The sequence below is a fragment of the Blastococcus saxobsidens genome, from assembly GCF_010682065.1.
In the GTDB taxonomy this organism is placed as follows: Bacteria; Actinomycetota; Actinomycetes; order Mycobacteriales; family Geodermatophilaceae; genus Blastococcus; species Blastococcus saxobsidens_B.
This window is the reverse complement of record NZ_JAAGWG010000002.1, coordinates 276,026-295,650: the sequence shown is the minus strand read 5'-3', so window position 1 is coordinate 295,650 and position 19,625 is coordinate 276,026. Positions and strand designations below refer to the sequence as shown.

At 73.8% G+C, this 19,625-nt stretch carries 21 protein-coding genes and 1 other RNA gene; 17 read left to right on the top strand and 5 right to left on the bottom strand.

Annotation, left to right across the window (positions count from 1 at the left end; all coding sequences use genetic code 11):
* Positions 1–27: 27 nt before the first annotated feature.
* From GCU60_RS02515 to GCU60_RS02505, 3 genes are all read left to right on the top strand, one after another.
* Positions 28–873: a Nif3-like dinuclear metal center hexameric protein gene (locus GCU60_RS02515; RefSeq protein WP_163202034.1), complete on the top strand. Its 846-nt coding sequence runs from the start codon at positions 28–30 to the stop codon at positions 871–873.
* A 71-nt stretch (positions 874–944) separates the two neighbouring features.
* Positions 945–1,685, top strand: a complete 741-nt coding sequence (locus tag GCU60_RS02510) for a DUF7581 domain-containing protein (RefSeq protein WP_163202033.1) — start codon at positions 945–947, stop codon at positions 1,683–1,685.
* A gap of 40 nt (positions 1,686–1,725) precedes the next feature.
* Positions 1,726–2,820: a bifunctional RNase H/acid phosphatase gene (locus GCU60_RS02505; RefSeq protein ID WP_163202032.1), complete on the top strand. Its 1,095-nt coding sequence runs from the start codon at positions 1,726–1,728 to the stop codon at positions 2,818–2,820.
* 12 nt (positions 2,821–2,832) lie between these two features.
* Here GCU60_RS02505 and GCU60_RS02500 read toward each other — a convergent pair whose 3' ends face one another.
* Positions 2,833–3,588, bottom strand: coding sequence for a TSUP family transporter (locus tag GCU60_RS02500; RefSeq protein WP_163202031.1), 756 nt, complete (start codon positions 3,586–3,588; stop codon positions 2,833–2,835).
* 128 nt (positions 3,589–3,716) lie between these two features.
* Here GCU60_RS02500 and GCU60_RS02495 point away from each other — a divergent pair, with 128 nt between their 5' ends.
* The 3 genes from GCU60_RS02495 (at position 3,717) to GCU60_RS02485 (ending at position 5,415) form a co-directional block, all read left to right on the top strand.
* Complete coding sequence (locus GCU60_RS02495; protein WP_163202030.1) at positions 3,717–4,217, top strand: hypothetical protein; 501 nt, start codon at positions 3,717–3,719, stop codon at positions 4,215–4,217.
* Positions 4,218–4,298: 81 nt separating this feature from the next.
* A complete protein-coding gene (locus GCU60_RS02490) occupies positions 4,299–4,658 on the top strand; it encodes a DoxX family protein (protein ID WP_163202029.1) in 360 nt (119 codons plus the stop codon).
* 37 nt (positions 4,659–4,695) lie between these two features.
* Positions 4,696–5,415 carry a PIG-L deacetylase family protein gene (locus GCU60_RS02485; protein WP_163202028.1) on the top strand — a complete coding sequence of 240 codons (720 nt, stop codon included), beginning with the start codon at positions 4,696–4,698 and terminating at the stop codon, positions 5,413–5,415.
* Positions 5,416–5,427: 12 nt separating this feature from the next.
* Here GCU60_RS02485 and GCU60_RS02480 read toward each other — a convergent pair whose 3' ends face one another.
* Complete coding sequence (locus GCU60_RS02480; RefSeq protein ID WP_163202027.1) at positions 5,428–7,692, bottom strand: putative bifunctional diguanylate cyclase/phosphodiesterase; 2,265 nt, start codon at positions 7,690–7,692, stop codon at positions 5,428–5,430.
* A gap of 148 nt (positions 7,693–7,840) precedes the next feature.
* On the opposite strand from GCU60_RS02480, the gene rnpB reads away from it, so the two are divergent.
* An RNA gene (gene rnpB / locus GCU60_RS02475) (RNase P RNA component class A) lies at positions 7,841–8,241 on the top strand.
* Between the two features lie 161 nt (positions 8,242–8,402).
* Here rnpB and GCU60_RS02470 read toward each other — a convergent pair.
* From GCU60_RS02470 to GCU60_RS02460, 3 genes are all read right to left on the bottom strand, one after another.
* Positions 8,403–8,894 (bottom strand): SRPBCC family protein, encoded by a 492-nt coding sequence (locus GCU60_RS02470; protein ID WP_163202026.1) that lies wholly within the window; start codon positions 8,892–8,894, stop codon positions 8,403–8,405.
* Between the two features lie 85 nt (positions 8,895–8,979).
* The gene (locus GCU60_RS02465) at positions 8,980–9,624 is read right to left on the bottom strand and encodes an SRPBCC domain-containing protein (protein ID WP_204261225.1); all 645 of its coding nucleotides are present in this window, start codon (positions 9,622–9,624) and stop codon (positions 8,980–8,982) included.
* A 1-nt stretch (position 9,625) separates the two neighbouring features.
* Complete coding sequence (locus GCU60_RS02460) at positions 9,626–10,033, bottom strand: ArsR/SmtB family transcription factor (RefSeq protein ID WP_163202025.1); 408 nt, start codon at positions 10,031–10,033, stop codon at positions 9,626–9,628.
* A 407-nt stretch (positions 10,034–10,440) separates the two neighbouring features.
* On the opposite strand from GCU60_RS02460, the gene GCU60_RS02455 reads away from it, so the two are divergent.
* The 10 genes from GCU60_RS02455 (at position 10,441) to GCU60_RS02410 (ending at position 19,506) form a co-directional block, all read left to right on the top strand.
* Positions 10,441–11,214: a hypothetical protein gene (locus GCU60_RS02455; RefSeq protein WP_163202024.1), complete on the top strand. Its 774-nt coding sequence runs from the start codon at positions 10,441–10,443 to the stop codon at positions 11,212–11,214.
* A gap of 506 nt (positions 11,215–11,720) precedes the next feature.
* The gene (locus GCU60_RS02450; protein ID WP_345770339.1) at positions 11,721–12,389 is read left to right on the top strand and encodes a prepilin peptidase; all 669 of its coding nucleotides are present in this window, start codon (positions 11,721–11,723) and stop codon (positions 12,387–12,389) included.
* A gap of 186 nt (positions 12,390–12,575) precedes the next feature.
* Positions 12,576–12,812, top strand: a complete 237-nt coding sequence (locus GCU60_RS20040) for a Flp family type IVb pilin (protein ID WP_345770338.1) — start codon at positions 12,576–12,578, stop codon at positions 12,810–12,812.
* Positions 12,813–12,904: 92 nt separating this feature from the next.
* Entirely contained in the window at positions 12,905–13,315 is a 411-nt protein-coding gene (locus GCU60_RS02440; RefSeq protein WP_163202022.1) for a TadE/TadG family type IV pilus assembly protein, read from the top strand.
* Entirely contained in the window at positions 13,303–14,262 is a 960-nt protein-coding gene (locus GCU60_RS02435; protein ID WP_163202021.1) for a pilus assembly protein TadG-related protein, read from the top strand. Before GCU60_RS02440 ends, GCU60_RS02435 begins: the two co-directional genes overlap by 13 nt.
* Positions 14,263–14,272: 10 nt before the next feature.
* Positions 14,273–15,013 carry an RcpC/CpaB family pilus assembly protein gene (cpaB, locus tag GCU60_RS02430; RefSeq protein WP_163202020.1) on the top strand — a complete coding sequence of 247 codons (741 nt, stop codon included), beginning with the start codon at positions 14,273–14,275 and terminating at the stop codon, positions 15,011–15,013.
* Positions 15,010–16,203 (top strand): AAA family ATPase, encoded by a 1,194-nt coding sequence (locus tag GCU60_RS02425; RefSeq protein WP_163202019.1) that lies wholly within the window; start codon positions 15,010–15,012, stop codon positions 16,201–16,203. The genes cpaB and GCU60_RS02425 overlap by 4 nt, the downstream gene beginning before the upstream one ends.
* Positions 16,200–17,663, top strand: coding sequence for an ATPase, T2SS/T4P/T4SS family (locus GCU60_RS02420; protein ID WP_163202018.1), 1,464 nt, complete (start codon positions 16,200–16,202; stop codon positions 17,661–17,663). The genes GCU60_RS02425 and GCU60_RS02420 overlap by 4 nt, the downstream gene beginning before the upstream one ends.
* Positions 17,664–17,665: 2 nt before the next feature.
* Positions 17,666–18,607 carry a type II secretion system F family protein gene (locus GCU60_RS02415; protein WP_163202017.1) on the top strand — a complete coding sequence of 314 codons (942 nt, stop codon included), beginning with the start codon at positions 17,666–17,668 and terminating at the stop codon, positions 18,605–18,607.
* Positions 18,607–19,506: a type II secretion system F family protein gene (locus GCU60_RS02410; RefSeq protein ID WP_163202016.1), complete on the top strand. Its 900-nt coding sequence runs from the start codon at positions 18,607–18,609 to the stop codon at positions 19,504–19,506. The genes GCU60_RS02415 and GCU60_RS02410 overlap by 1 nt, the downstream gene beginning before the upstream one ends.
* Positions 19,507–19,625 lie beyond the last annotated feature (119 nt).

Sequence of the window (19,625 nt, the reverse complement as noted above, 5' to 3'; positions counted from 1 at the left end):
CGTCGGCGGCGCCTACGCTGCGGAGCCGTGACCGTGCTGCTCGGTGAGGTCCTCGCCGCTCTCGACGCCCGCTACGACCCGGCGCTGGCCGAGGAGTGGGACGCCGTCGGGCTGGTGTGCGGCGACCGCGACGAGCCGGTGCGGAAGGTGCTGTTCGCCGTCGACCCCACCGCCGCCGTCGTCGACGAGGTGCTGGCGACCGGCGCCGACCTCCTCGTCACCCACCACCCGCTGTTCCTCACCCCCGTGCACGGCGTGCCGGCCGACGACCCGAAGGGGCGACTGGTGCACCGCCTCGTCCGGGCCGGCGCCGCGCTGTTCGTGGCTCACACCAACGCCGACCGTGCGCCGGACCACGGGGTCAACGACGCCCTGGCCGCGGCGCTCGGGTTGCTGGACGCGGTACCCCTGGAGCCGGCGGGCAGCGACCCGCGGGCGGGCCTCGGCCGGGTGGGCCGGCTGGCCGAGCCGCTCCCGCTGCGCCGCTTCGCCGAGCACGCCGCGGCGGCGCTGCCCGCCACGGTCGGTGGCGTCCGGGCGGCCGGCGACCCCGACCGGGTGGTGAGCACGGTGGCCGTCTGCGGAGGGAGCGGCGGCTCGCTGCTCGGTGCGGCGGCGGCGGCCGGGGCCGACGTGCTGCTCACCAGCGACCTGAAGCACCACCTCGTGTCCGAGGCCCTCGAAGTCCCCGGTCCCGCACTGTGCGACGTGGCGCACTTCGCCTCCGAGTGGCCGTGGCTCCCGGTCGCTGCCGAGACCCTGCGCGAGGACCTGGGCGGCCGGCTGGAGGTCGCCGTCTCCACCTGGCCCACCGATCCCTGGACCTGCGGATCCGGGCAGGGCACCGGTGCCGGCCGGCACGCCGCCGACTGAGGCGGAGGTCCCGGGCGACGGCACGCACCGCTCCCGGGGGACGGGAGCCCGGGCGCAGGTAGGTTGAGCGCGTGAAGGCCGACCATTTCGAGCAGCAGAAGCTCCTGGACCTGGCCGCGGAGGACGTCGCGCTCACCCAGCTCGCCCACCGCCGGCGCACCCTGCCGGAGGGAGTCGCCGTCGAGGCGGCCGCCGAGGCCGAGCGCACGCTGGCCGACGACGTCGTGCGGGCCGAGACCGCGGCGCGGGACCTGCAGCGCGAGGTCAAGCGGCTGGAGACCGACGTCGAGACCGTGCGGGCACGCGCCACCAAGGACCAGAAGCTGCTCGATTCCGGCAGCGTCTCGGCCAAGCAGATGACCGACCTGCAGCACGAGCTCCAGTCCCTGGCCCGCCGCCAGTCGGACCTGGAGGACCAGGAGCTCGAGCTGATGGAGAGCCTGGAGACGGCCGAGGCGGCGCTCCGGGAGGCCCAGGCCGGCCGGGACGAGGCGCGGGCCGCGCTGGAGCGGGCCGAGCAGCTGCGCGACGACGCGCTGGCCGACATCACCGACGGCACCAACCGGCACGAGGCGGCCCGGGCCGCCGTCGCCGGGGGCATCTCCGCGCCGCTGCTGGCGCTCTACGACCGGATCCGCACGCAGACCGGCACCACCGGGGCGGCGATGCTCAAGGCGCGCCAGTGCCAGGGCTGCCGGATCGAGCTGAACGGGCGCGAGCTCGCCGCCGTGCGCAACACCGACCCGCACGAGGTCGTCCGGTGCGAGAACTGCGGCCGGATCCTGGTGCGCACCGCCGAGTCCGGCCTGTGACCAGGGCCAATATCGCCACTTCGGCCCTGGAGGGGGTTGCGTGACCCGACGGTTCATCGTCGAGGCCGACGGCGGATCGCGCGGCAACCCCGGACCGGCCGGGTACGGCGCCCTGGTCCGCGACGCCGGGACCGGCCGGGTGCTCGCCGAGCGCGCGGCCTCGGTCGGGCGGGCGACCAACAACGTGGCCGAGTACGGCGGCCTGGTGGCCGGCCTGCAGGCGGCGCTGGACCTCGACGCCTCCGCCGAGGTCGAGGTCCGGATGGACTCCAAGCTGGTCGTCGAGCAGATGTCGGGCCGCTGGAAGATCAAGCACCCGGACATGCAGCAGCTCGCGCTGCAGGCCCGGGCGATCGCCCGCAAGCTCGGCGAGGTCCGCTACACCTGGGTGCCGCGCGCGCAGAACGGGGCCGCCGACGCGCTGGCCAACAGCGCCATGGACGGCCGGCCGATCCACCGGGACGCCGCCGCTGAGCCAAGCGTCGCCGAGGACGACGTCCAGCCCACCGCCGAGCCGGCACCCGTGGTCACCACCGTCACGCACCTGCTGCGCCACGGGCAGACCGAGCACACCCCGGAGCGGCGGTTCAGCGGCCGCAACGAGCTGCCCCTGTCCCGGACCGGCCGGGCCGAGGCCGAGGCGGCGGGGGAGCGGGCCGCGCAGCTCGGGATCGAGGTCGTCGTCGCCTCGCCGCTGCGCCGCACCCGGGAGACGGCCGAGACCGTCGCGGCGCGGCTGGGCCTGGCGGTCGAGTTCGACGACGACTTGGTGGAGCTGGACTTCGGCACGCTGGAGGGGCTCACCTCCGACGAGGCGCGGTCGCGGCACCCGCTGGCGGTGCGCCGGTTCATGACCGACGTGACGGTCGCCGCACCCGGCGGCGAGTCGATCGCCGACGTCGCCGGCCGGGTCGAGCGGGCCCGGCAGCGGATCCTCACCCGTCACGCGGGGAGGACCGTCCTCGTCGTCAGCCACGTGACGCCGATCAAGCTGCTGCTGGCCGCGGGGCTGGGCACCGGGCCCGACGTCGTCCACCGGGTGTTCCTGGAGGCGGCGTCGCTGTGCACGGTCGCGTGGTCGTCCGACGGGCGCTCCGCCGTCCGGCTGGTGAACGACACCGCCCACCTGCGCTGACCACCGCGCCGGTCAGGCCCGGGCGAACAGGTAGGCCGAGACGGCCACGCCGAAGACCACGATGAGCCCGCGCAGCGGCGTGGCCGGGATCCGCGTGGCGATGCGGGCCCCGACGAAGCCGCCCACCAGGCTCGCCGGTGCCGCGACGCCGACCACCGCCCAGTCGATCGGCCCGAAGAGCCCGAACACCACCAGCGTGACGGTGGCCGTGACCGCTGACAGGGCCGACTTCAGCGCGTTGGCGAGCTTCAGCCGATGCAGCCCGATGCCCAGGACGCCGACGAGGATCACCCCGAGCGCGCCGCCGAAGTAGCCGCCGTAGACGGTGGCGAGGAACAGCGCGACGTGCAGCCAGACCGGGTCCCCGCCGCCGGGTCGCGCCTCCCGGCCGGCGAGCCGCCGGGTGAGCAGCGGCTGCACCGCGAGCAGCAGGCTGGCCAGCAGCACGAGCACCGGGACGATCCCGTCGAAGGCCTCCGACGGCGTGGTGAGCAGCAGGATGCTGCCGGTGAGGCCGCCCAGCACCGCCACCGCCCCGAAGCGCAGCAGCCGGCCGCGCTGTCCCGCGTACTCGGCCCGGAAGCCGGCGACGCCGCCGAGGTAGCCCGGCCACTGGGCCACCGAGTTGGTCACGTTGGCCGCCACGGTGGGCAGGCCGAGCCCCACCAGGGTGGGGAAGAGGATCAGCGAGCCGCCACCGGCGATGGAGTTGATGACACCGGCCACCAGTGCGACGCCGGCCGCGACGAGCAGGTCGACCGGGGACACGGCGGGTCACCCTACGGTCCGCCCGGAGCGTGCAGCGGCGGACCCGCGGAACCGTGCAGTTGCGTATTGACGCAGCGTGGCTCCGCCCATACGTTCCGCGCACCATTCCAGAACCCCGAGGAGTCGAATTGTCCCTCACCACCACTCCGGAGCGTCCCGTCCCCGCTCCGGTTCGCCCGGCCGCCCGTCGTGGCATCGCCGTGCGGGTCCTCGTGACCATGGCGCTCGTCCTCGCCGCGCTGCTCACCTCCGTGCCGTCCGCCTCGGCGGCCGTCGCGGGCTGCAAGTCCGACTACTTCCGCCAGACGTGGGGAGGTGCGGGCGTCACGACCTACAGCTACCGGCTCAACGTGCGCTGGTGCTGGACGTCCGGGGGCACCGTGTACAACATCACCGGTTCCGGCAGTGCCGACGCGAACCTGACCTGGCAGGTCGCGAATGCGACCGGGCCGACCAACTCGTCGCAGGTTCCGATCTCCTCGTCGCTGCGGTACGCCAACCAGGCGACGGTGTACGGCTGGTTCCAGAGCCGCAACTGCGCCACGGGCAGCATCGGCTGGTTCTGCAGTGGGTGGAGCTGGCACAGCATCAAGGTCACCCTCAAGCCGGACGGCCGCTACAGCTGGTAGCCGGGCCCGCTCACGGGGCCGCGTCGGTGGCAGCCGGGGCGGGCGGCGGGAACGCCGTCCGTCCCGGCCTACGGTGGGCGCATGCGGAAGCCGGCGAACGCGACGTGGCTGGGGGCGCTCCTGGGCGGCTCCGGTGTCCTGCACCTGGTGCGGCCGCGCACCTACGAGTGGCTGGTGCCGCCGGAGCTGGGCGACGCACGGACCTGGGTGCTGGCCAGCGGGGTGGCCGAGATCGGCACCGCGGCCCTGCTGGCCGCGCCGGCCACCCGCCGGGCGGGCGGCTGGGGCACGGTCGCCCTGCTGCTGGCCTTCGTGCCGGCGCACCTGCACATGTTCCGGGTCGTGCGTGGCAAGCCGGTACCGCTGGCGATCGCCGCGGCGCGGCTGCCGCTCCAGGTGCCGATGATCGCGGCCGCGCTGCGGGTGGCCCGCGGGCGCTGACCTCCTGCGCGGACGGGATCGGCGGCAGACTCCGGTCATGCCTCCCACCCCCATGCCCGACGACTGGCAGCGCGCCCTGGTCGTGGCGGCCCACCCCGACGACATCGAGTACGGCCTCGCGGCCGCCGTCGCGGTCTGGACCGCCGCCGGCAAGGAGGTGCACTACCTGCTCGCCACCCGCGGCGAAGCCGGGATGGCGGGCGTGCCACCGGCCGAGGCCGGCCCGATCCGCGAGGAGGAGGAGCGCCGCTCGGCCGCCGTCGTCGGTGTCACCGAGGTGGAGTTCCTCGACCACCGGGACGGCACCCTGGTGGCCGGACCGGAGCTGCGGCGCGACCTCGCGGGGGCGATCCGGCGGCACCGCCCGGAACTGGTGGTCACCGGCTACTTCGGCGCGACCTGGACCCCGCCGGGCGTCTCCCCGGCCCACGTCAACTCCGCCGACCACCGCGCCCTGGGCCAGTCGGTCGTCGACGCCGTGGCCGACGCGTCGAACGAGTGGATCTTCCCGGACCTGGCCGAGGAGCCGTGGCGCGGCGTGCAGTACATCGCGGTGAGCGAGCTGGTCGACCCGCCGCACGAGGTCGACGTGAGCGACGCCGTCGAGGCGGCCGTCGCGTCGCTGGTCGAGCACCGCCGATACCTGGAGCTGCTGTCGGACGAGCCGGTCGAGGACCAGGCGCGGCAGGTGGTGGACATGTCGACCGTCACCGACGACGGCCGGCGGCGGGTCGGCTTCCGGCTCTTCTGGGGCTGACGCCGGCGGGGGTCAGCGGGCGACGGCGGGGGAGCGGGTGAGCCATTCCTCGAACTGCTCGGCCGGCAGCGGGCGGGAGTGCAGGAAGCCCTGGCTGAGGTCGCAGCCGAGCGCCTGGAGGTAGGAGAACGTCTCCGGCTGCTCGACGCCCTCGGCCACCACCCGCAGGCCGAGACGGTGGGCGAGCTCCACGGTGCTGGACACGATCGCCTCGGTGCGCTCGTCGGTCAGCAGGTCGGCGGTGAAGGAGCGGTCGAGCTTGAGCTCGGCCACCGGCAGGTCGCGGAGGTAGGCCAGCGACGAGTAGCCGGTGCCGAAGTCGTCGATGCTGACGCCCGCGCCGAGGTCGGCCAGCCGGCGCACGACGGCGATGCTGCGGTCGGGATCGGTCAGCAGAACGCTCTCGGTCACCTCGAGGATCAGGCGCTCGGCCGGCAGCCCGTGCGCGGCAAGCAGCTCCGCGACGCGGCCCGGCAGCCCGGCGTCCAGCAGGTTGCTGGCCGACAGGTTGACCGACATCCGCAGGTCCAGGCCCCGCCGGTGCCACTCCGCCGCCTGGGCGACGGCCCGGCCGAGGACCACCTCGGTCAGGGTGCCCATCAGGCCGTGCACCTCGGCCAGCGGGAGGAACTCGCCGGGACCGAGCAGCCCGCGGACGGGGTGCTGCCACCGGACCAGGGCCTCGACGCCGACGGGACGTCCGGTGGTGACGTCGAGCTGCGGCTGGTGGTGCAGCACGAGCTCGTCGCCGGTCAGGGCCGCCCGCAGGTCGGCCACCAGCGCCAGGTTCCCGCTGCTGCCGGCGTGCCGGGCGCTGTCGTACAGGGCGGGGCCGGACGCGGTGCGCTTGGCGTCGTACATGGCGACGTCGGCCTCACGGAGCAGCTGGGTCGGTGACGCCGATCCCTCGCCCCCGGGGGACACGGTGAGCCCGACGCTGGCCGCCGAGTGGATGACCATCCCCTCGATGGGGAACGGCTCGGCCAGCCGGTCGTGGAGCCGGCGGCCCAGTGCGAGGGCGGAGTCGCCGAGCGGGGAGTCCAGCGGCGCGAGGACGGCGAACTCGTCGCCGCCCAGGCGGGCCAGCAGGTCACCGGGCCGCAGGACGGTCTCCAGGCGGGTGGCCACCATGCGCAGCAGGTGGTCACCGGCGGCGTGCCCGAGGGCGTCGTTGACGTCCTTGAACTTGTCCAGGTCGAGGAGCGCCAGGGCCAGCGGTGTGCCCTCGCCCGCCAGCTCGTCCATCCGGCGCAGCATGGCGCGGCGGTTGGCCAGACCGGTCAGCTCGTCGGTCAGCGCCTCCCGGCGGGTGACCGCGAGGACGGCCAGCTCCCGGACGTTGACCAGCAGCCGCACGCCGGAACCGGTCGCGGCCAGCGCCGCGCACCAGGTGGTGGGCCCACCGACGCCGTGCAGGGCGGCCACGAGGAGGACGCCGGTGGAGGCGAGGATGACGACGAAGGCGCCGATGGTGGAGGCCGTCGGGTCGGCCGGCTGGGGCTCGGCGCGACCCGGCCGCAGGACGGCGGCGAGGGCGAGGCAGGCCACCGCGATCGGCTCGACGACCCAGGCCCAGGTGCCGGGCCGGGCGCCGGACACCAGGGTGGCCGTGTCACCGGCGAAGGAGACGCCGAAGGACCCGAGGACCAGCCAGGTGCGGGGATCGCGCCCCATGTTCCCCAGGAAGGGGAGGGTGGCGACGGTGCCAAGGATGACGAACTCGACCGCGAAGCCGGCGACCACCGGCAGCGGCCCCGTCGGTGACGTCGGCAGCGCGGAGCCGCTGTCGAGCTGGAGGACGAGGGTGACCAGCGCGACGACGGCCAGGACGGCGGACGCGCCGTTGAGGGTGTCGTTGGGGTCGGCGAGGTTCGTGCTGAACCGGTTCCAGCGGACCAGGCCGCCGTAGACCAGCGGGAAGGCTGCGACCGGCGCCCACAGCGTGAGCGCGACGGCCGCGTCGCGGGTGTCCGGCGACAGGCCCAGCAGGACGGCCAGCGGCACGGCGCCGGCGATGATCGCGGCCCCCGCGGCGATCCGGCTCCACACCGTGCGCTCGTGGGCGACCTGGCGGGCCCGCCAGAACAGGACGGTGAGCAGGCCGCCGTGCAGGGCGCCCATCAGCAGCAGCCGCCACGGCCCGGTGGTCGGGGTGGCGGACACGGCGTCGACCCGTCCCTGGCCGGCAGCGAGCAGAAGAGCTGCCGCCACGACGACGATCGTTGTCGTGATCACGGGCGCGCCGGGCAGCAGCCGGGTGCGCAGGGCAGCCTGCATGTCGTCGTGATCGGCCGTGGCGGGCCGGCGGTGAACCCGGGGGCGGGGTGCTCACCCCATGGGGGCAGCGGTCCCGGCCGGCCGGACCCGGCGGACGACGAGTGTCCGGGCCGTCGCCGTGAACCCCTAGACTCACCGGCACGACGGACGAGTCGGCTGGGCGGTCGCGTCGGCGGGGGAGACCTCGCCGCCGAGGAACGTCCGGGCTCCACAGGGCAGGGTGGTCGTCAACAGCGACCCGGGGCGACCCGCGGGACAGTGCCACAGAGAACAGACCGCCAGTGCTCGCACTGGTAAGGGTGAAACGGCGGTGTAAGAGACCACCGCACACCGGGTGACCGGTGTGGCTCGGTAAACCCCACCCGGAGCTAGGTCAAGAAGGGACGGCGGTTCGCCGTCGTCCCGCGCAGGCGTTCGAGGGCGGCCCGCCCGAGCCTGCGGGTAGACCGCTCGAGCCTGCCGGCAACGGCAGGCCTAGATGGATGACCGCCCATCGGGAGGCCGCAAGGCACCCGTGGACAGAACCCGGCGTACAGGCCGACTCGTCCGTCGCCCGCCTGTGACCCGGGGATTGCGCTCAGAGGGCGGCGTCGGTCCGCACAGGGTTCACCACTCGGCCGAGAACGGAGTCCACGGCGACCCTCGTCCGGTCGTCGGAGCCAGGCCAGGGATGGCTGCAGGTCGAGTCCCTCGTTGCGGATCGCGGCAGATCACCCCCTCACGTCGCGGACATCCTTCCCCTGCTCGGCGAACGCCTTGAAATCCCGCATGTGCTGTTGCGACTGCTTGCGGAAGGCGCTGGGCATGAGCAGCCCCACCAGCCGCATCAGCAGACCGGTGAACCGGTACTCGCTCTCGCTCTCCCAGAGCGTCGTTCCTGGATCGGCTTCGGTCAGCCGATCGCGCACGACGCTCCACATGCCCGGGCCGACGATCTCTCGGTCGAAGTGAACGACGACCTCTGTGGGGATCGTCTGCAGGTCGGCCGGATCCCGGCGTGTGATCGTCTCGGTGCACTCCATCGTCTGCTTCCCCGACTGCATCACGACACGCGACCTGGTGCCGAGATGTCCGTGCATCCCGTCCACGGGCTCGTGCAGCACCATTCCTCGCAGCCACTTCGGCAGGTGTGCGGGGTCGGCGAGCAGCTGGGCCACTCCCTCTCGCGCCAGGGCGATCTCGATCGAGTTGGTGAACCTCATGACGCGCATTCCTCCTGGCTGGGGGACAACTCGCCTGTCGTGCTTCTCGTCCTGCTCCGCGACGGAGGCCGACCGCAGCGGTGATTCAGGTCGGGTCGGGCGCGTAGAACCTGGTGGTGGCCTCGACTGCGGCCGCGACGTGCTCCGGTTCGCCACCGGCGGCCAGGTGAGCCCTGCCCCAGGCCGCGGCGCTGCGCCGGATGAACTCCTGCCCCTCGGGCGACTTCTGGACCTCCTCGTGCTCGGCCGTCTCGCCACCGGCCAACAGCTGGGCCAGGGCGAGGAGGAACAGGTCCCAGCCGACGCCGCCGGCACCGGGGCCGTAGGTCGGGAAGAGGGGCTCGCCGAGGACCGCTGCGTGGATCAGGTCGACGTCGGTGCCGCCGGTCGGGCCCGGGAACAGGCGCACCTCCACCTCGCTCGTGCCGGCCCAGGCATCGGCGTCCGGCCCGTAGAGCCAGGACACCTTCAGCAGGCGCGGCGGCTCGCACCGGAGGATCTCGCCGTGCTCGCCACTGCCCAGCTCGAACGTCCCGCCGAGCCGCAGATCCCCGGTGACCGGGCTCAACCAGCGCTGCAGCCGCTCGGGGATGGTGACGGCGTCCCAGACGTCGTCGATCTGCGCTTCGTATCGCCGCCGCAGCTCGATGGTGTAGGCCTCGCCGGCGGGCACGCTGCCCTTTCCCATCGCCCGGTGCGCGGCGGCCAGTTCGTCCAGTAGGTCCTTCACGTCAGGGTCCCTTCGCTGCTGGATCGGTCTCGTCCGCATCGCTGCCGGGGTCGGTCGGTCGAGTGGGCTCCCCGCCAGCCGGTGTCCGAGCTGCACGCCTGCCCCGGGCCAGTTCGGTCTCCAGGGCGTCGAGGCGCTGTTGCCACAACCGGCGAAACCGGTCCAACCAGGCGTCGACCTCGCTCAGCGGCCCGGGCTCGACGGCGTAGAACCGGCGAGCACCCTCGGGTCGCACCGACGTGAACCCGCTGTCTCGCAGCACGCGCAGATGCTGTGAGACACCCGGCTGGGAGAGTCCGAACTCGGCCCGGATCACGTCCGTGATCGCGCCGGAGCTCTGCTCGCCGTCGACCAGCAGCTCCAGTATTCGCCGGCGCACCGGATCGCCGAGGATGTCGAACGCGGACAAGTCCGGGATCCTATCGGCTCCCGCTTATATAAGGGAACTCGGGCATCCTTGCTGGGCAGCTCCCGGTCGGCTCCGGCGCCGGTGAACCGTGCCCGGCGTGCAGGCCGACTCGTCCGTCGCCTGCTCCCGCGTCGCAGGTCGGGGCGGCGTGTCATCAAATCGTCATGGACGCGATCAGGTTGTACGCGTTCGAAATGAACCGACACGGGCATCGGATGCGAAGGCCTGATGTGGCCTGGCGCACCCCGGACCGACGGTTCGGGTCCGCGCCGCTACGCAGGGTCCTCCCCGACCCGCTGCGCGACCGGCGCGAGCACTGCGCCGGGCCCCAACGGGAGCCGCAACCGACCGGGCTCCCGAAGACCCCTCCCGCCCGGGAGGACAACCTCCCAGACACAGGAGTTCACATGCGCAAGGCATTCGCCCTTCCGACCGTCGCCATCGCAGCCGCGGCGTTCCCGCTGCTCACCATGGGGACCGCACTCGCCGACCACGACGGCAGCTACCAGGCCTCCCTCGGGGCGGTGAACTCCTCCGGCGTCAGCGGCACCGGCATGGTGACCCTCAAGGGCGACCAGGCCACCGTCACGGTGAAGGCCTCGGGCCTGCTGGCCGGCTCCCCGCACGCGCAGCACTTCCACATCGGCGCCATGGGCACCTGCCCGACCAACGACCTGGCCGACGACGCGGACAAGGACGGCTTCGTCAGCGTCACCGAGGCCGCCAAGTACTACGGCGCCATCGGCACGTCGCTGACCACCGAGGGCGACACCAGCCCGGACAGCGGCCTGGCCGTCGACCGCTTCCCGACCGCCGAGGGCGGCTCGTACACCTACGAGCGCACCTTCTCGGTGACCGAGGACGTGCAGAAGGCCTTCGCCGCCGGCACCGCTGTGCTCGTCGTGCACGGCATCGACAAGGACGGCTCGGGCGCCTACGACGGCGACATCAAGAGCGACCTCGACCCGTCGCTGCCCATGGAGGCCACCGCCCCCGCCGCCTGTGGCCCGCTGAAGGCCGCCCAGATGGGCACCATGCCCGCCGGCGGTGCCGAGACCGGTGCCGGTGCCACCAGTGGCACGGAGAACCAGGCCGCGATCGGCGTCGGCGCCCTGGCTGCGGTCGGTGCCGCTGCCGCCGGTGCCGTCGCCTACCGCCGTCGTCAGGCCGACCAGGCCTGATCGAGGCGTACGCACGGAAGCGCCGGGCAGGGGTTCGCTCCTGCCCGGCGCTTCCGCGTCCGCGCACCGGCCCGTGACCCCGGCCGGTGCGCGGACCTGGCCGGACGGCCGTCCGACCCGCGCTCCCACTCCGACGGCCGGTCCGGCGCCGCAGCCCCGAGGCCGGTCCGGCAGCGCCAGGACGCCGCGCGCCGACTGGTTCGACCGAGCGAGCATGGCCGTCCGTTGCGGACCGCCGCCTGCCAGGCCACCGGTCTGCGAGCGGAGCCCTGCGGAGACGGCCGGACCGGCGGCGTCGCCGGCGGCGCGTTCGATCCGGTAGCCCGACGCGAGCCGCTCCGGGAACGGGTCGTCGCCTGGTCGGACGGCCCGAGAGGCCGTCGTGGCCGCGAGATCGGTGACAACCCCGGAGACGGGCCCGGATGGCCGGCGCCGCGCTGCCCGGCAGCGGTGACCCGCTGTGCGAGGGTGTGCGCCGTGAGGCACGTCGGTCCGCGGGGCCACCGGTGACGGCAGCCGCCGCCCTCGCCGTCGCGCTCGCCGCCGTGCTCGGCCTGCTGGTCGGCGCCGCGGTCAACCGGGCCGCCGGGGCGTTCCCGTGGGACGGCACCGACACGCCCCGCGCCCGCTGGGCGGTGCCGACCCCGTTCCTGGAACTGGCGACGGCGGCGCTGTTCGCCCTCGTCGCGCTCCGCTTCGGCGCGGCGTGGGAGCTGCCCCCCTTCCTCGCCGTCACCGGCGCCGGTGTGCTCCTGACCGTCATCGACCTCCGGCACCGGCTGCTGCCCAACCGCGTCATCGCGCCGGCTGCCGGGATCACCGCCGCTCTGCTCGTCCTGGCCGCGGTGGCCGAGGGGTCGGGGGAGCAGCTGCTGCGCGCCGTGCTCGGTGCGGCGCTGCTCTTCGCCGTCTTCCTGGTCATGGCGCTGATCTCCCCGCGCTCCCTGGGCATGGGGGACGTCAAGTTGGCCGGCCTCATCGGTCTGCCGCTGGGGTGGCTCGGCTGGGGCGCGGTGCTGCTCGGGGCCGCGGCCGGCTTCGTCGTGCAGGCGGTCCTGGCCCTGCTCCTGCTCGCCGCGCGCCGCATCGGCCTGCGCTCGCAGCTCCCGTTCGGCCCGGCGATGCTGCTCGGGGCCGCCGTGGCGGTCGCCTGGAGCAGTGCCGGACCCGGCTGATCCGGCCGATCTGCTCACGCGCAGTCACATCGGGCTGTGCAGCGTCACCTGAACGGCGGGCCCGTGTCCGTGAACCGGGTGAAGAAGCCTCAAGCAGCCCAGAGCCGGCCCTCACAACCTCCCCCAGCAGCCGCAGAGGCCGGATCACCCGATCCTGCCCGACGGCCGACATCTCAGGGAGTACACGTGATCAACGCCTACGCCACCATCGCCAGCTTCGTCGCGTTCGCCCAGGACCGCCTGCGCCGTGACGAGAAGGGCGCGACCGCCGTCGAGTACGGCCTCATGGTCGGCCTGATCGCCGTCGCCATCATCGTCGCCGTGACCACCCTCGGTGGCGGGCTGAGCGACCTCTTCTCCGACGTCGAGGGCAAGCTGCCGGCCGTCGGTGGCACCACCACCACCACGACCACCGGCGGCTGATCACTCGCTGCTGCGTACGACGTGGCGATGCGGCGCAGCGGCCCTCCTCCCGGGCCGCTGCGCCGCTGCACGAGGAGGGGCGGTGACCAGGGATGAGGAGACGTCTGCGCGACCAGCGGGGGGCGACGGCGGTCGAGTTCGCCTTCATCGTGCCGCTGCTGATCACGCTGGTCATCGGCATCGTCGAGTTCGGCCACGCCTTCCAGGTCCAGGGCACGCTCTCCGCCGCCGCCCGTGAGGGGGTGCGGGCGATGGCCCTGCGCAACGACCCGGCGGACGCGCGAGCCGTCGTCCGCCAGGCCGCAGCCTCGCTGAATCCGGCGATCACCGACGCCCAGATCGACATCGTCATCGTCGGCGGCACCGCGGAGACCTGCCCCACCACCGGCGCCGGCGACACCGCCGTCCGCCTCACCATCACCTATTCCAAGCCGTACCTGACCGGCTTCTTCGGCACAGGGATCGAACTCACCGGTTCGGGGGTCATGCGATGCAACGGCTGACCGCCGGCGTCCGAGCGCGGCTGGCCGGGGAGCGCGGCGCCTCCGCGGTCGTCCTCGCGCTGCTGATGGTCCCCATGCTGGGGTTCGCGGCCATCGCCGTCGACCTCGGTGCCCTCTACGCCGAACGGGCCCGACTCCAGGTGGCGGCCGATGCCGCTGCCATCGCCGTCGCCCAGGACTGCTCGCGTGGCAACTGCGGCGACATGCTGGCGACGGCGCAGCAGCTGATCACCCTCAACGACCCCACCGGCACGGCCGGCCAGCCGGTCCTCAGCAGCGACCCGCTCAGCGTCACCGTCACCGGTGGCGCGCCCAAGGAGCACTGGTTCGCCCCCGTGATCGGGCACGACTCCAGCCAGGTCACCGCCACGGCCACCGTCGGCTGGGGGGCGCCCAGCCAGGGGACCGCGGTGCTGCCGCTCGCCTTCTCCTGGTGCGCGTTCGAGAAGCAGACCGGCGGGGGCATCCCGAACGACGAGAAGCCGCAGTTCCTCAGGCTGACCAAGACCGACGACGCCCCGGAGTGCCACCCGCAGTCGGGCAACGACATCCCCGGTGGCTTCGGATTCGTGCGGACCGGCTCGGCCGGCTGCGGGACCGCCAGCCAGATCGACGGCATCCTCCAGTCAGACCCCGGCCAGTCACCGTCCGGTGGCTGCACGCCGGCGGACTTCGCCTCCTACCTGGGTCAGACGGTGCTGCTGCCGATCTACGACGAGGCCGGCGGAACGGGCAGTGGCGGCTGGTACCGCGTCCACGGTTACGCGGCCTTCCGGCTGACCGGCTACTCCTTCACCGGCCAGTTCAGGTCCTCCCCGGCGCCGTGCAACGGCAACGTCCGCTGCATCACCGGCCACTTCACCCGCTTCGTCGAGCTGTCCGACGACTGGGAGTACAGCCCCGACGCCCCTCAGCTGGGCGCCTCCATCCTCCGACTGATCCGATAGGGGCACCCTCGTGAGACGTCGACTCCTGGCCGCCGCGGCGGCCCTCGTCCTCATCGCCGTGGGCACCGTCGTCCTGGTGAGCTACGTCCGGGGCGCGGAAGCCCGCGCCTTCGCCGGTGCGAGCACCGTGCAGGTGCTGGTCGCCGATGCACTGATCCCGGCCGGGACCGCCGGCAGCGCGCTGGGCGATCTCGTGCGCATCGAGGTGCTGCCGGCCAAGGCGGCGCTGGCCGGCCGGGTCACCGACCTGGCCATCCTGGCCGACCGCGTCGCCACCGTCGACCTGCAGGCCGGGGAGCAGCTCCTCGACAGCCGCTTCGTGCGGCCCGACGCGCTGCAGACGCCGGGGACCGTGCCGGTGCCCGACGGCCTTCAGGAGGTCAGCATCGTCCTGGAGCCGCAGCGCGCCGTGGGCGGGCGGCTGGCCGCCGGCGACCGGGTGGGGCTGGTCGTCTCCATGGCCGATCCGGGGACCACCCACTCCGTCCTGCACGAGGTGCTGGTCACCCAGGTGCAGGGTGCCCCGGCGCCTCCCGCCCCGCCCGCGGAGGGCGCGGCGGCACCGGTCGCGGGTCCCGCGCCCTCCGGCAGTCTCATGATCACGTTCGCCGTCACGGCCGCCCAGGCCGAGGCGATCGTCTTCGGCGCCGAGCACGCCAGCATCTGGCTGACCCTCGAGCCCGCGGACCCCGACGTCTCCCGCACGCAGGTGCTGACGCCGGACACCATCTACGGAAAGGCCTACTCATGAGCCGCGTCGTCCTGGCCGGTGCCGGTGAGGAGCTGATCCTGCGGGTCAAGCAGGCCACCGACGGCGACCTCCACGTCCTGCCGCCGGGCCGGCTCCCCAGCGACCTGGCCCGCCTGTTCGAGCAGCTGGTCGACGGCGAGCTGCCCGACGTGCTGCTGGTCGGCCCGTACGCGCCCGCGGACGAGGTGCTGAGCCTGGCCGCCCGGCTCGACGTGCAGTCGCCCGGCATCACGGTCGTGCTCATGGCCGAGCCCTCGCCGGAGATGTGGCAGGCGGCGATGCGGGCCGGCATCCGCGACCTGCTGCCGCCGGACGCCGACGTGGCGGAGATCGGTGCCGCGGTCGAGCGGGCGGGGCGCGCGGCCGCCGGCCGGCGTCGGGTGCTGCGACCGACGAGCGAGACCGATCGCTACGCCGGCCGCGTCATCACCGTCGCCTCCCCGAAGGGCGGCGTCGGCAAGACCACCGTCTCGACGAACCTGGCCATCGGGCTCACCGAGGCCGCGCCCCAGTCGACCGTCCTGGTCGACCTCGACGTGCAGTTCGGCGACGTCGCCTCCGCGCTGGGGCTCGTTCCCGAGTACACGCTCCCCGACGCCGTGCACGGTCCGGCGGCCGAGGACACCATGGTCCTCAAGACCTTCCTCACCCAGCACCCGAGCGGGCTGTTCGCCGTGTGCGGTGCGGAGTCCCCGGCGGCCGGGGACACGGTCACCGGTGAGGACGTCACCCGGCTGCTGGCCTCCCTGGCCCGCGAGTTCCGCTACGTCGTCGTCGACACCGCGCCGGGTCTGTCGGAGCAGACGCTGGCGGCGCTCGACCGCGCCTCCGACGTGATCATGCTGACCAGCATGGACGTGCCCGGGGTGCGCGGGCTGCGCAAGGAGCTCGACGTGCTGCGCGAGCTGGCCATGATCCCGGCCGGCCGGCACGTCGTCATGAACTTCGCCGAGCCCAAGGGCGGGCTGACGGTGCGGGACGTCGAGACCACGATCGGCACCGGCGTCGACGTCGTCCTGCCCCGGTCGAAGTCGGTGCCGGCCACCACCAACCAGGGCGTCCCGATCCTGAGCAGCGGCGGCCGCCGGGACCCGATGGTGCGCGAACTGCGCCGCCTGGTGTCCCGCTTCGCGGCGACCCCGCTGATGAAGTCCGGCAAGTACCGGGCCAAGCACCGGGCGGCGTCGTGAACCTCGCCCCGCGGCTGGAGGCCGCGCGCGGTGGGGGAGCGGCGCCACCGGCGACCGACCAGCCGGCCCCCGCCGTCGACCTGGCGCCGGCGCGAGCCGGCACGCCCGCGACGACGTCCGTCCGGACCCTGCCCAGGCCCCGGCCGGTGGCCGCCCCCGCGCCGCCGACCGACGCCCTGGCCCGGCTCAAGGACCGGGTCGGCAAGGCCCTGTTCGAGCGCATGGGCAGCCGCATGAACGACCCCTCGATGGCCGAGGACGCACTGCGGGCGGTGGTCCTCAAGGAGCTCGACGAGGTCGTCGAGGAGGAGAACGTCCCGCTCAGCACCGACGAGCGGCAGCGGCTGACCGCCGAACTGGCCGACGACGTGCTCGGGTACGGCCCCCTCCAGCGGCTGCTCGACGACCCTGCGGTCAGCGAGATCATGGTCAACGGGCCGGACGCCATCTACGTGGAGCGCAGCGGCCGGCTGGAGCGCACCGCCACGCGGTTCACCTCCGAGGAACACCTGCGCCGGGTCATCGACCGCATCGTCTCCCGGGTGGGACGGCGGATCGACGAGTCCTCCCCGCTGGTCGACGCCCGGCTGGCCGACGGCTCGCGCGTGAACGCCGTCATCCCGCCGCTGGCCTTCAGCGGCTCGACCCTCACCATCCGGAAGTTCTCCAAGGACCCGTTCACCGTCGAGGACCTGATCGACTTCGGCACGCTCTCCCCGGAGATGGCCGAGCTGCTCGACGCCTGCGTCCAGGCCCGGCTGAACGTGATCGTCTCCGGCGGTACCGGCACCGGTGAGACGACGCTGCTGAACGTGCTGTCCTCCTTCATCCCCGAGGGCGAGCGGATCGTCACCATCGAGGACGCCGTCGAGCTGCAGCTCCAGCAGGACCACGTCGTCCGGCTGGAGTCCCGGCCGCCCAACATCGAGGGCAAGGGCGCGATCAGCATCCGCGACCTGGTGCGCAACTCCCTGCGGATGCGCCCCGACCGGATCGTGGTCGGGGAGTGCCGTGGTGGGGAGTCCCTGGACATGCTCCAGGCGATGAACACCGGCCACGACGGCTCGCTGTCCACCGTCCACGCCAACACCCCGCGCGACGCCATCGCCCGGCTGGAGACGCTGGTGCTCATGGCCGGCATGGACCTGCCGCTGCGGGCCATCCGGGAGCAGATCGCCTCCGCCGTCGACCTCGTCGTCCAGATCACCCGGCTGCGGGACGGCAGCCGCCGCGTCACCCACGTGACCGAGGTGCAGGGCATGGAGGGGGAGACCGTCACCCTCCAGGACGCCTTCCTCTTCGACTACTCCGCCGGCGTCGACGCGCACGGCACGTTCCTCGGCAAGCCGGTGCCGACCGGTGTGCGGCCGCGCTTCACCGACAAGTTCGACGACCTCGGCATCACCCTCTCGCCGCGCGTGTTCGGCGCCGTCGAGCCGGCCGCGCCCCGGAGGTGGTGACCGTGCCGGTCGCACTCCTCGTCCTCGGCGTCGCCGCGATCACCGCGGCGCTGCTGGTCGTCGCCCTCGTCGTACTGCCGTCCGGCCCGGCCCGGGTGCCGCTGAGCCGGCTCGACCCGTCGCTGGCGCCCCCGACGTCGGCTCTGGCCGGTGCGGGCGCGGCGGCCGAGGCCGCCGTGGAGAAGGTGCTGCGGGGCCGCGGCCGGCTCGCCTCCGGGGCGGCCGCCCTCGAGCGCGCCGGGATGTCCATGACGCTGCCGAACTTCGTCCTCGCCGTCGGGCTGAGCACCGTCGCCGGCGCGCTGCTCGGCGGGTTCCTGGGCGGCCCGCTGCTGGCCCTGCTCCTCGTCGTGCTGGTGCCCGTCGGCGCGAAGCTGCTGCTGGGGTTCCGCGCCGGCCGTCGGCAGGCGGCCTTCGCCGACCAGCTCGACGACTCGCTGCAGCTCATGGCCAGCAGCCTGCGGGCCGGCCACAGCCTGCTGCGGGCCGTGGACTCCGTGTCCCACGAGGCCGAGGCGCCGACGTCGGAGGAGTTCGCCCGGATCGTCAACGAGACCCGGGTGGGGCGCGACCTCAACGACGCCCTGGACGAGGTGGCCGAGCGCATGGGCAGCGACGACTTCACCTGGGTCGCGCAGGCCATCGCCATCCACCGCGAGGTCGGGGGCAATCTCGCCGAGGTGCTCGACGCCGTCGGGAACACGATCCGCGAGCGCAACGCCATCCGCCGTCAGGTCAAGGCGCTGTCGGCCGAGGGCAAGCTCTCGGCGATCGTGCTGATGGCCCTGCCCTTCGGCGTGACCGGCTTCCTCTCGGTGAGCAACCCGGAGTACCTGGCGAAGTTCACCGAGAGCCTCGTCGGCTACGGCCTGCTCGGCGGGGCGGGGCTGATGCTGCTGGTGGGCGGCCTGTGGCTCAAGAAGACCGTGGCGATCACGTTCTGATGGCCACCGTCCCCGCCTCCGTGATCGTGGCCGCGCTCGCCCTGTGCGCGGCCCTCCCCGTGCTGGGCTGGTCGCTGCTCTCCGGCGCCGGCGGCGGGAACGCCCAGGTCCGCGACAACCTGCTCCGCGGGATAGAGCCCACCGGGGCCGGCACGCCCGGCCGGAGCGGGCCGGGTCTCCTCGCCGGTCTGGCCCGTGGCCTCACCCCGCGGGGCACCGTCGCCCGGCTCGACCGGCTGGCCGGCCGCGCGGGACGACCCGCAGCCTGGCCGGTGCCCCGGCTGGTCGCGGCGAAGCTGGTGCTGGGGCCGGTCGCCGGCGTTCTCGGGCTGCTGCTGGCCACGTCCTCGCCGGGTCCGCTGACCGGAGGTGTGGCGATCCTCGGCACCGTCGTCGCCTACTTCCTCCCGGAACTGCTGCTGCACAGCCGCGGGCAGGAACGGCAGGAGGCGATCGGGCTCGAGCTGGCCGACACCCTGGACCAGATGACGATCGCCGTGGAGGCGGGGCTGGGGTTCGAGTCGGCCATGGCCCGTGCCGGCAGCAACGGCAAGGGCCCGCTGGCCGAGGAGCTGGTGCGCACGCTGCAGGACATCGCCGTCGGTCAGCCGCGCCGGGACGCCTACCTGGCGCTGGCCGAGCGGACGGGCGTCGCCGACCTGCGCCGGTTCATCCGGGCCGTCGTGCAGGCCGACCAGTACGGCGTGTCGATCGCCGACGTGCTGCGCACGCAGGCGGCGGAGATGCGGCTCAAGCGGCGTCAGCGCGCCGAGGAGAAGGCGATGCAGATCCCGGTGAAGGTGATCTTCCCGCTGATCCTCTGCATCCTGCCCACGCTGTTCATCGTGCTGCTCGGTCCCGCGGTCATGGACATCGTCGCGGCCTTCAGCGGGCAGTGACGCTGTTGCACCGTCGTCCTCCGGACGACACCGCGGCCCGTGACACGGTCGTCCTCCCGACGACACCGCGGCCAGGAGCCGTGCCCCTGGCCGCGATGAGCCGCTGCGTCGCGCCTGCC

What these genes read in the sequence shown, in the direction of transcription:
- GCU60_RS02490 (WP_163202029.1), top strand. Translation starts at nt 4,299, where the DNA reads ATGCGGAAGCCGGCGAACGCGACGTGGCTGGGGGCGCTCCTGGGCGGC.
- GCU60_RS02485 (WP_163202028.1), top strand. Translation starts at nt 4,696, where the DNA reads ATGCCTCCCACCCCCATGCCCGACGACTGGCAGCGCGCCCTGGTCGTG.
- GCU60_RS02480 (WP_163202027.1), bottom strand. Translation starts at nt 7,692, where the DNA reads ATGCAGGCTGCCCTGCGCACCCGGCTGCTGCCCGGCGCGCCCGTGATC.
- GCU60_RS02470 (WP_163202026.1), bottom strand. Translation starts at nt 8,894, where the DNA reads ATGAGGTTCACCAACTCGATCGAGATCGCCCTGGCGCGAGAGGGAGTG.
- GCU60_RS02455 (WP_163202024.1), top strand. Translation starts at nt 10,441, where the DNA reads ATGCGCAAGGCATTCGCCCTTCCGACCGTCGCCATCGCAGCCGCGGCG.
- GCU60_RS02440 (WP_163202022.1), top strand. Translation starts at nt 12,905, where the DNA reads ATGAGGAGACGTCTGCGCGACCAGCGGGGGGCGACGGCGGTCGAGTTC.
- GCU60_RS02435 (WP_163202021.1), top strand. Translation starts at nt 13,303, where the DNA reads ATGCAACGGCTGACCGCCGGCGTCCGAGCGCGGCTGGCCGGGGAGCGC.
- GCU60_RS02425 (WP_163202019.1), top strand. Translation starts at nt 15,010, where the DNA reads ATGAGCCGCGTCGTCCTGGCCGGTGCCGGTGAGGAGCTGATCCTGCGG.
- GCU60_RS02410 (WP_163202016.1), top strand. Translation starts at nt 18,607, where the DNA reads ATGGCCACCGTCCCCGCCTCCGTGATCGTGGCCGCGCTCGCCCTGTGC.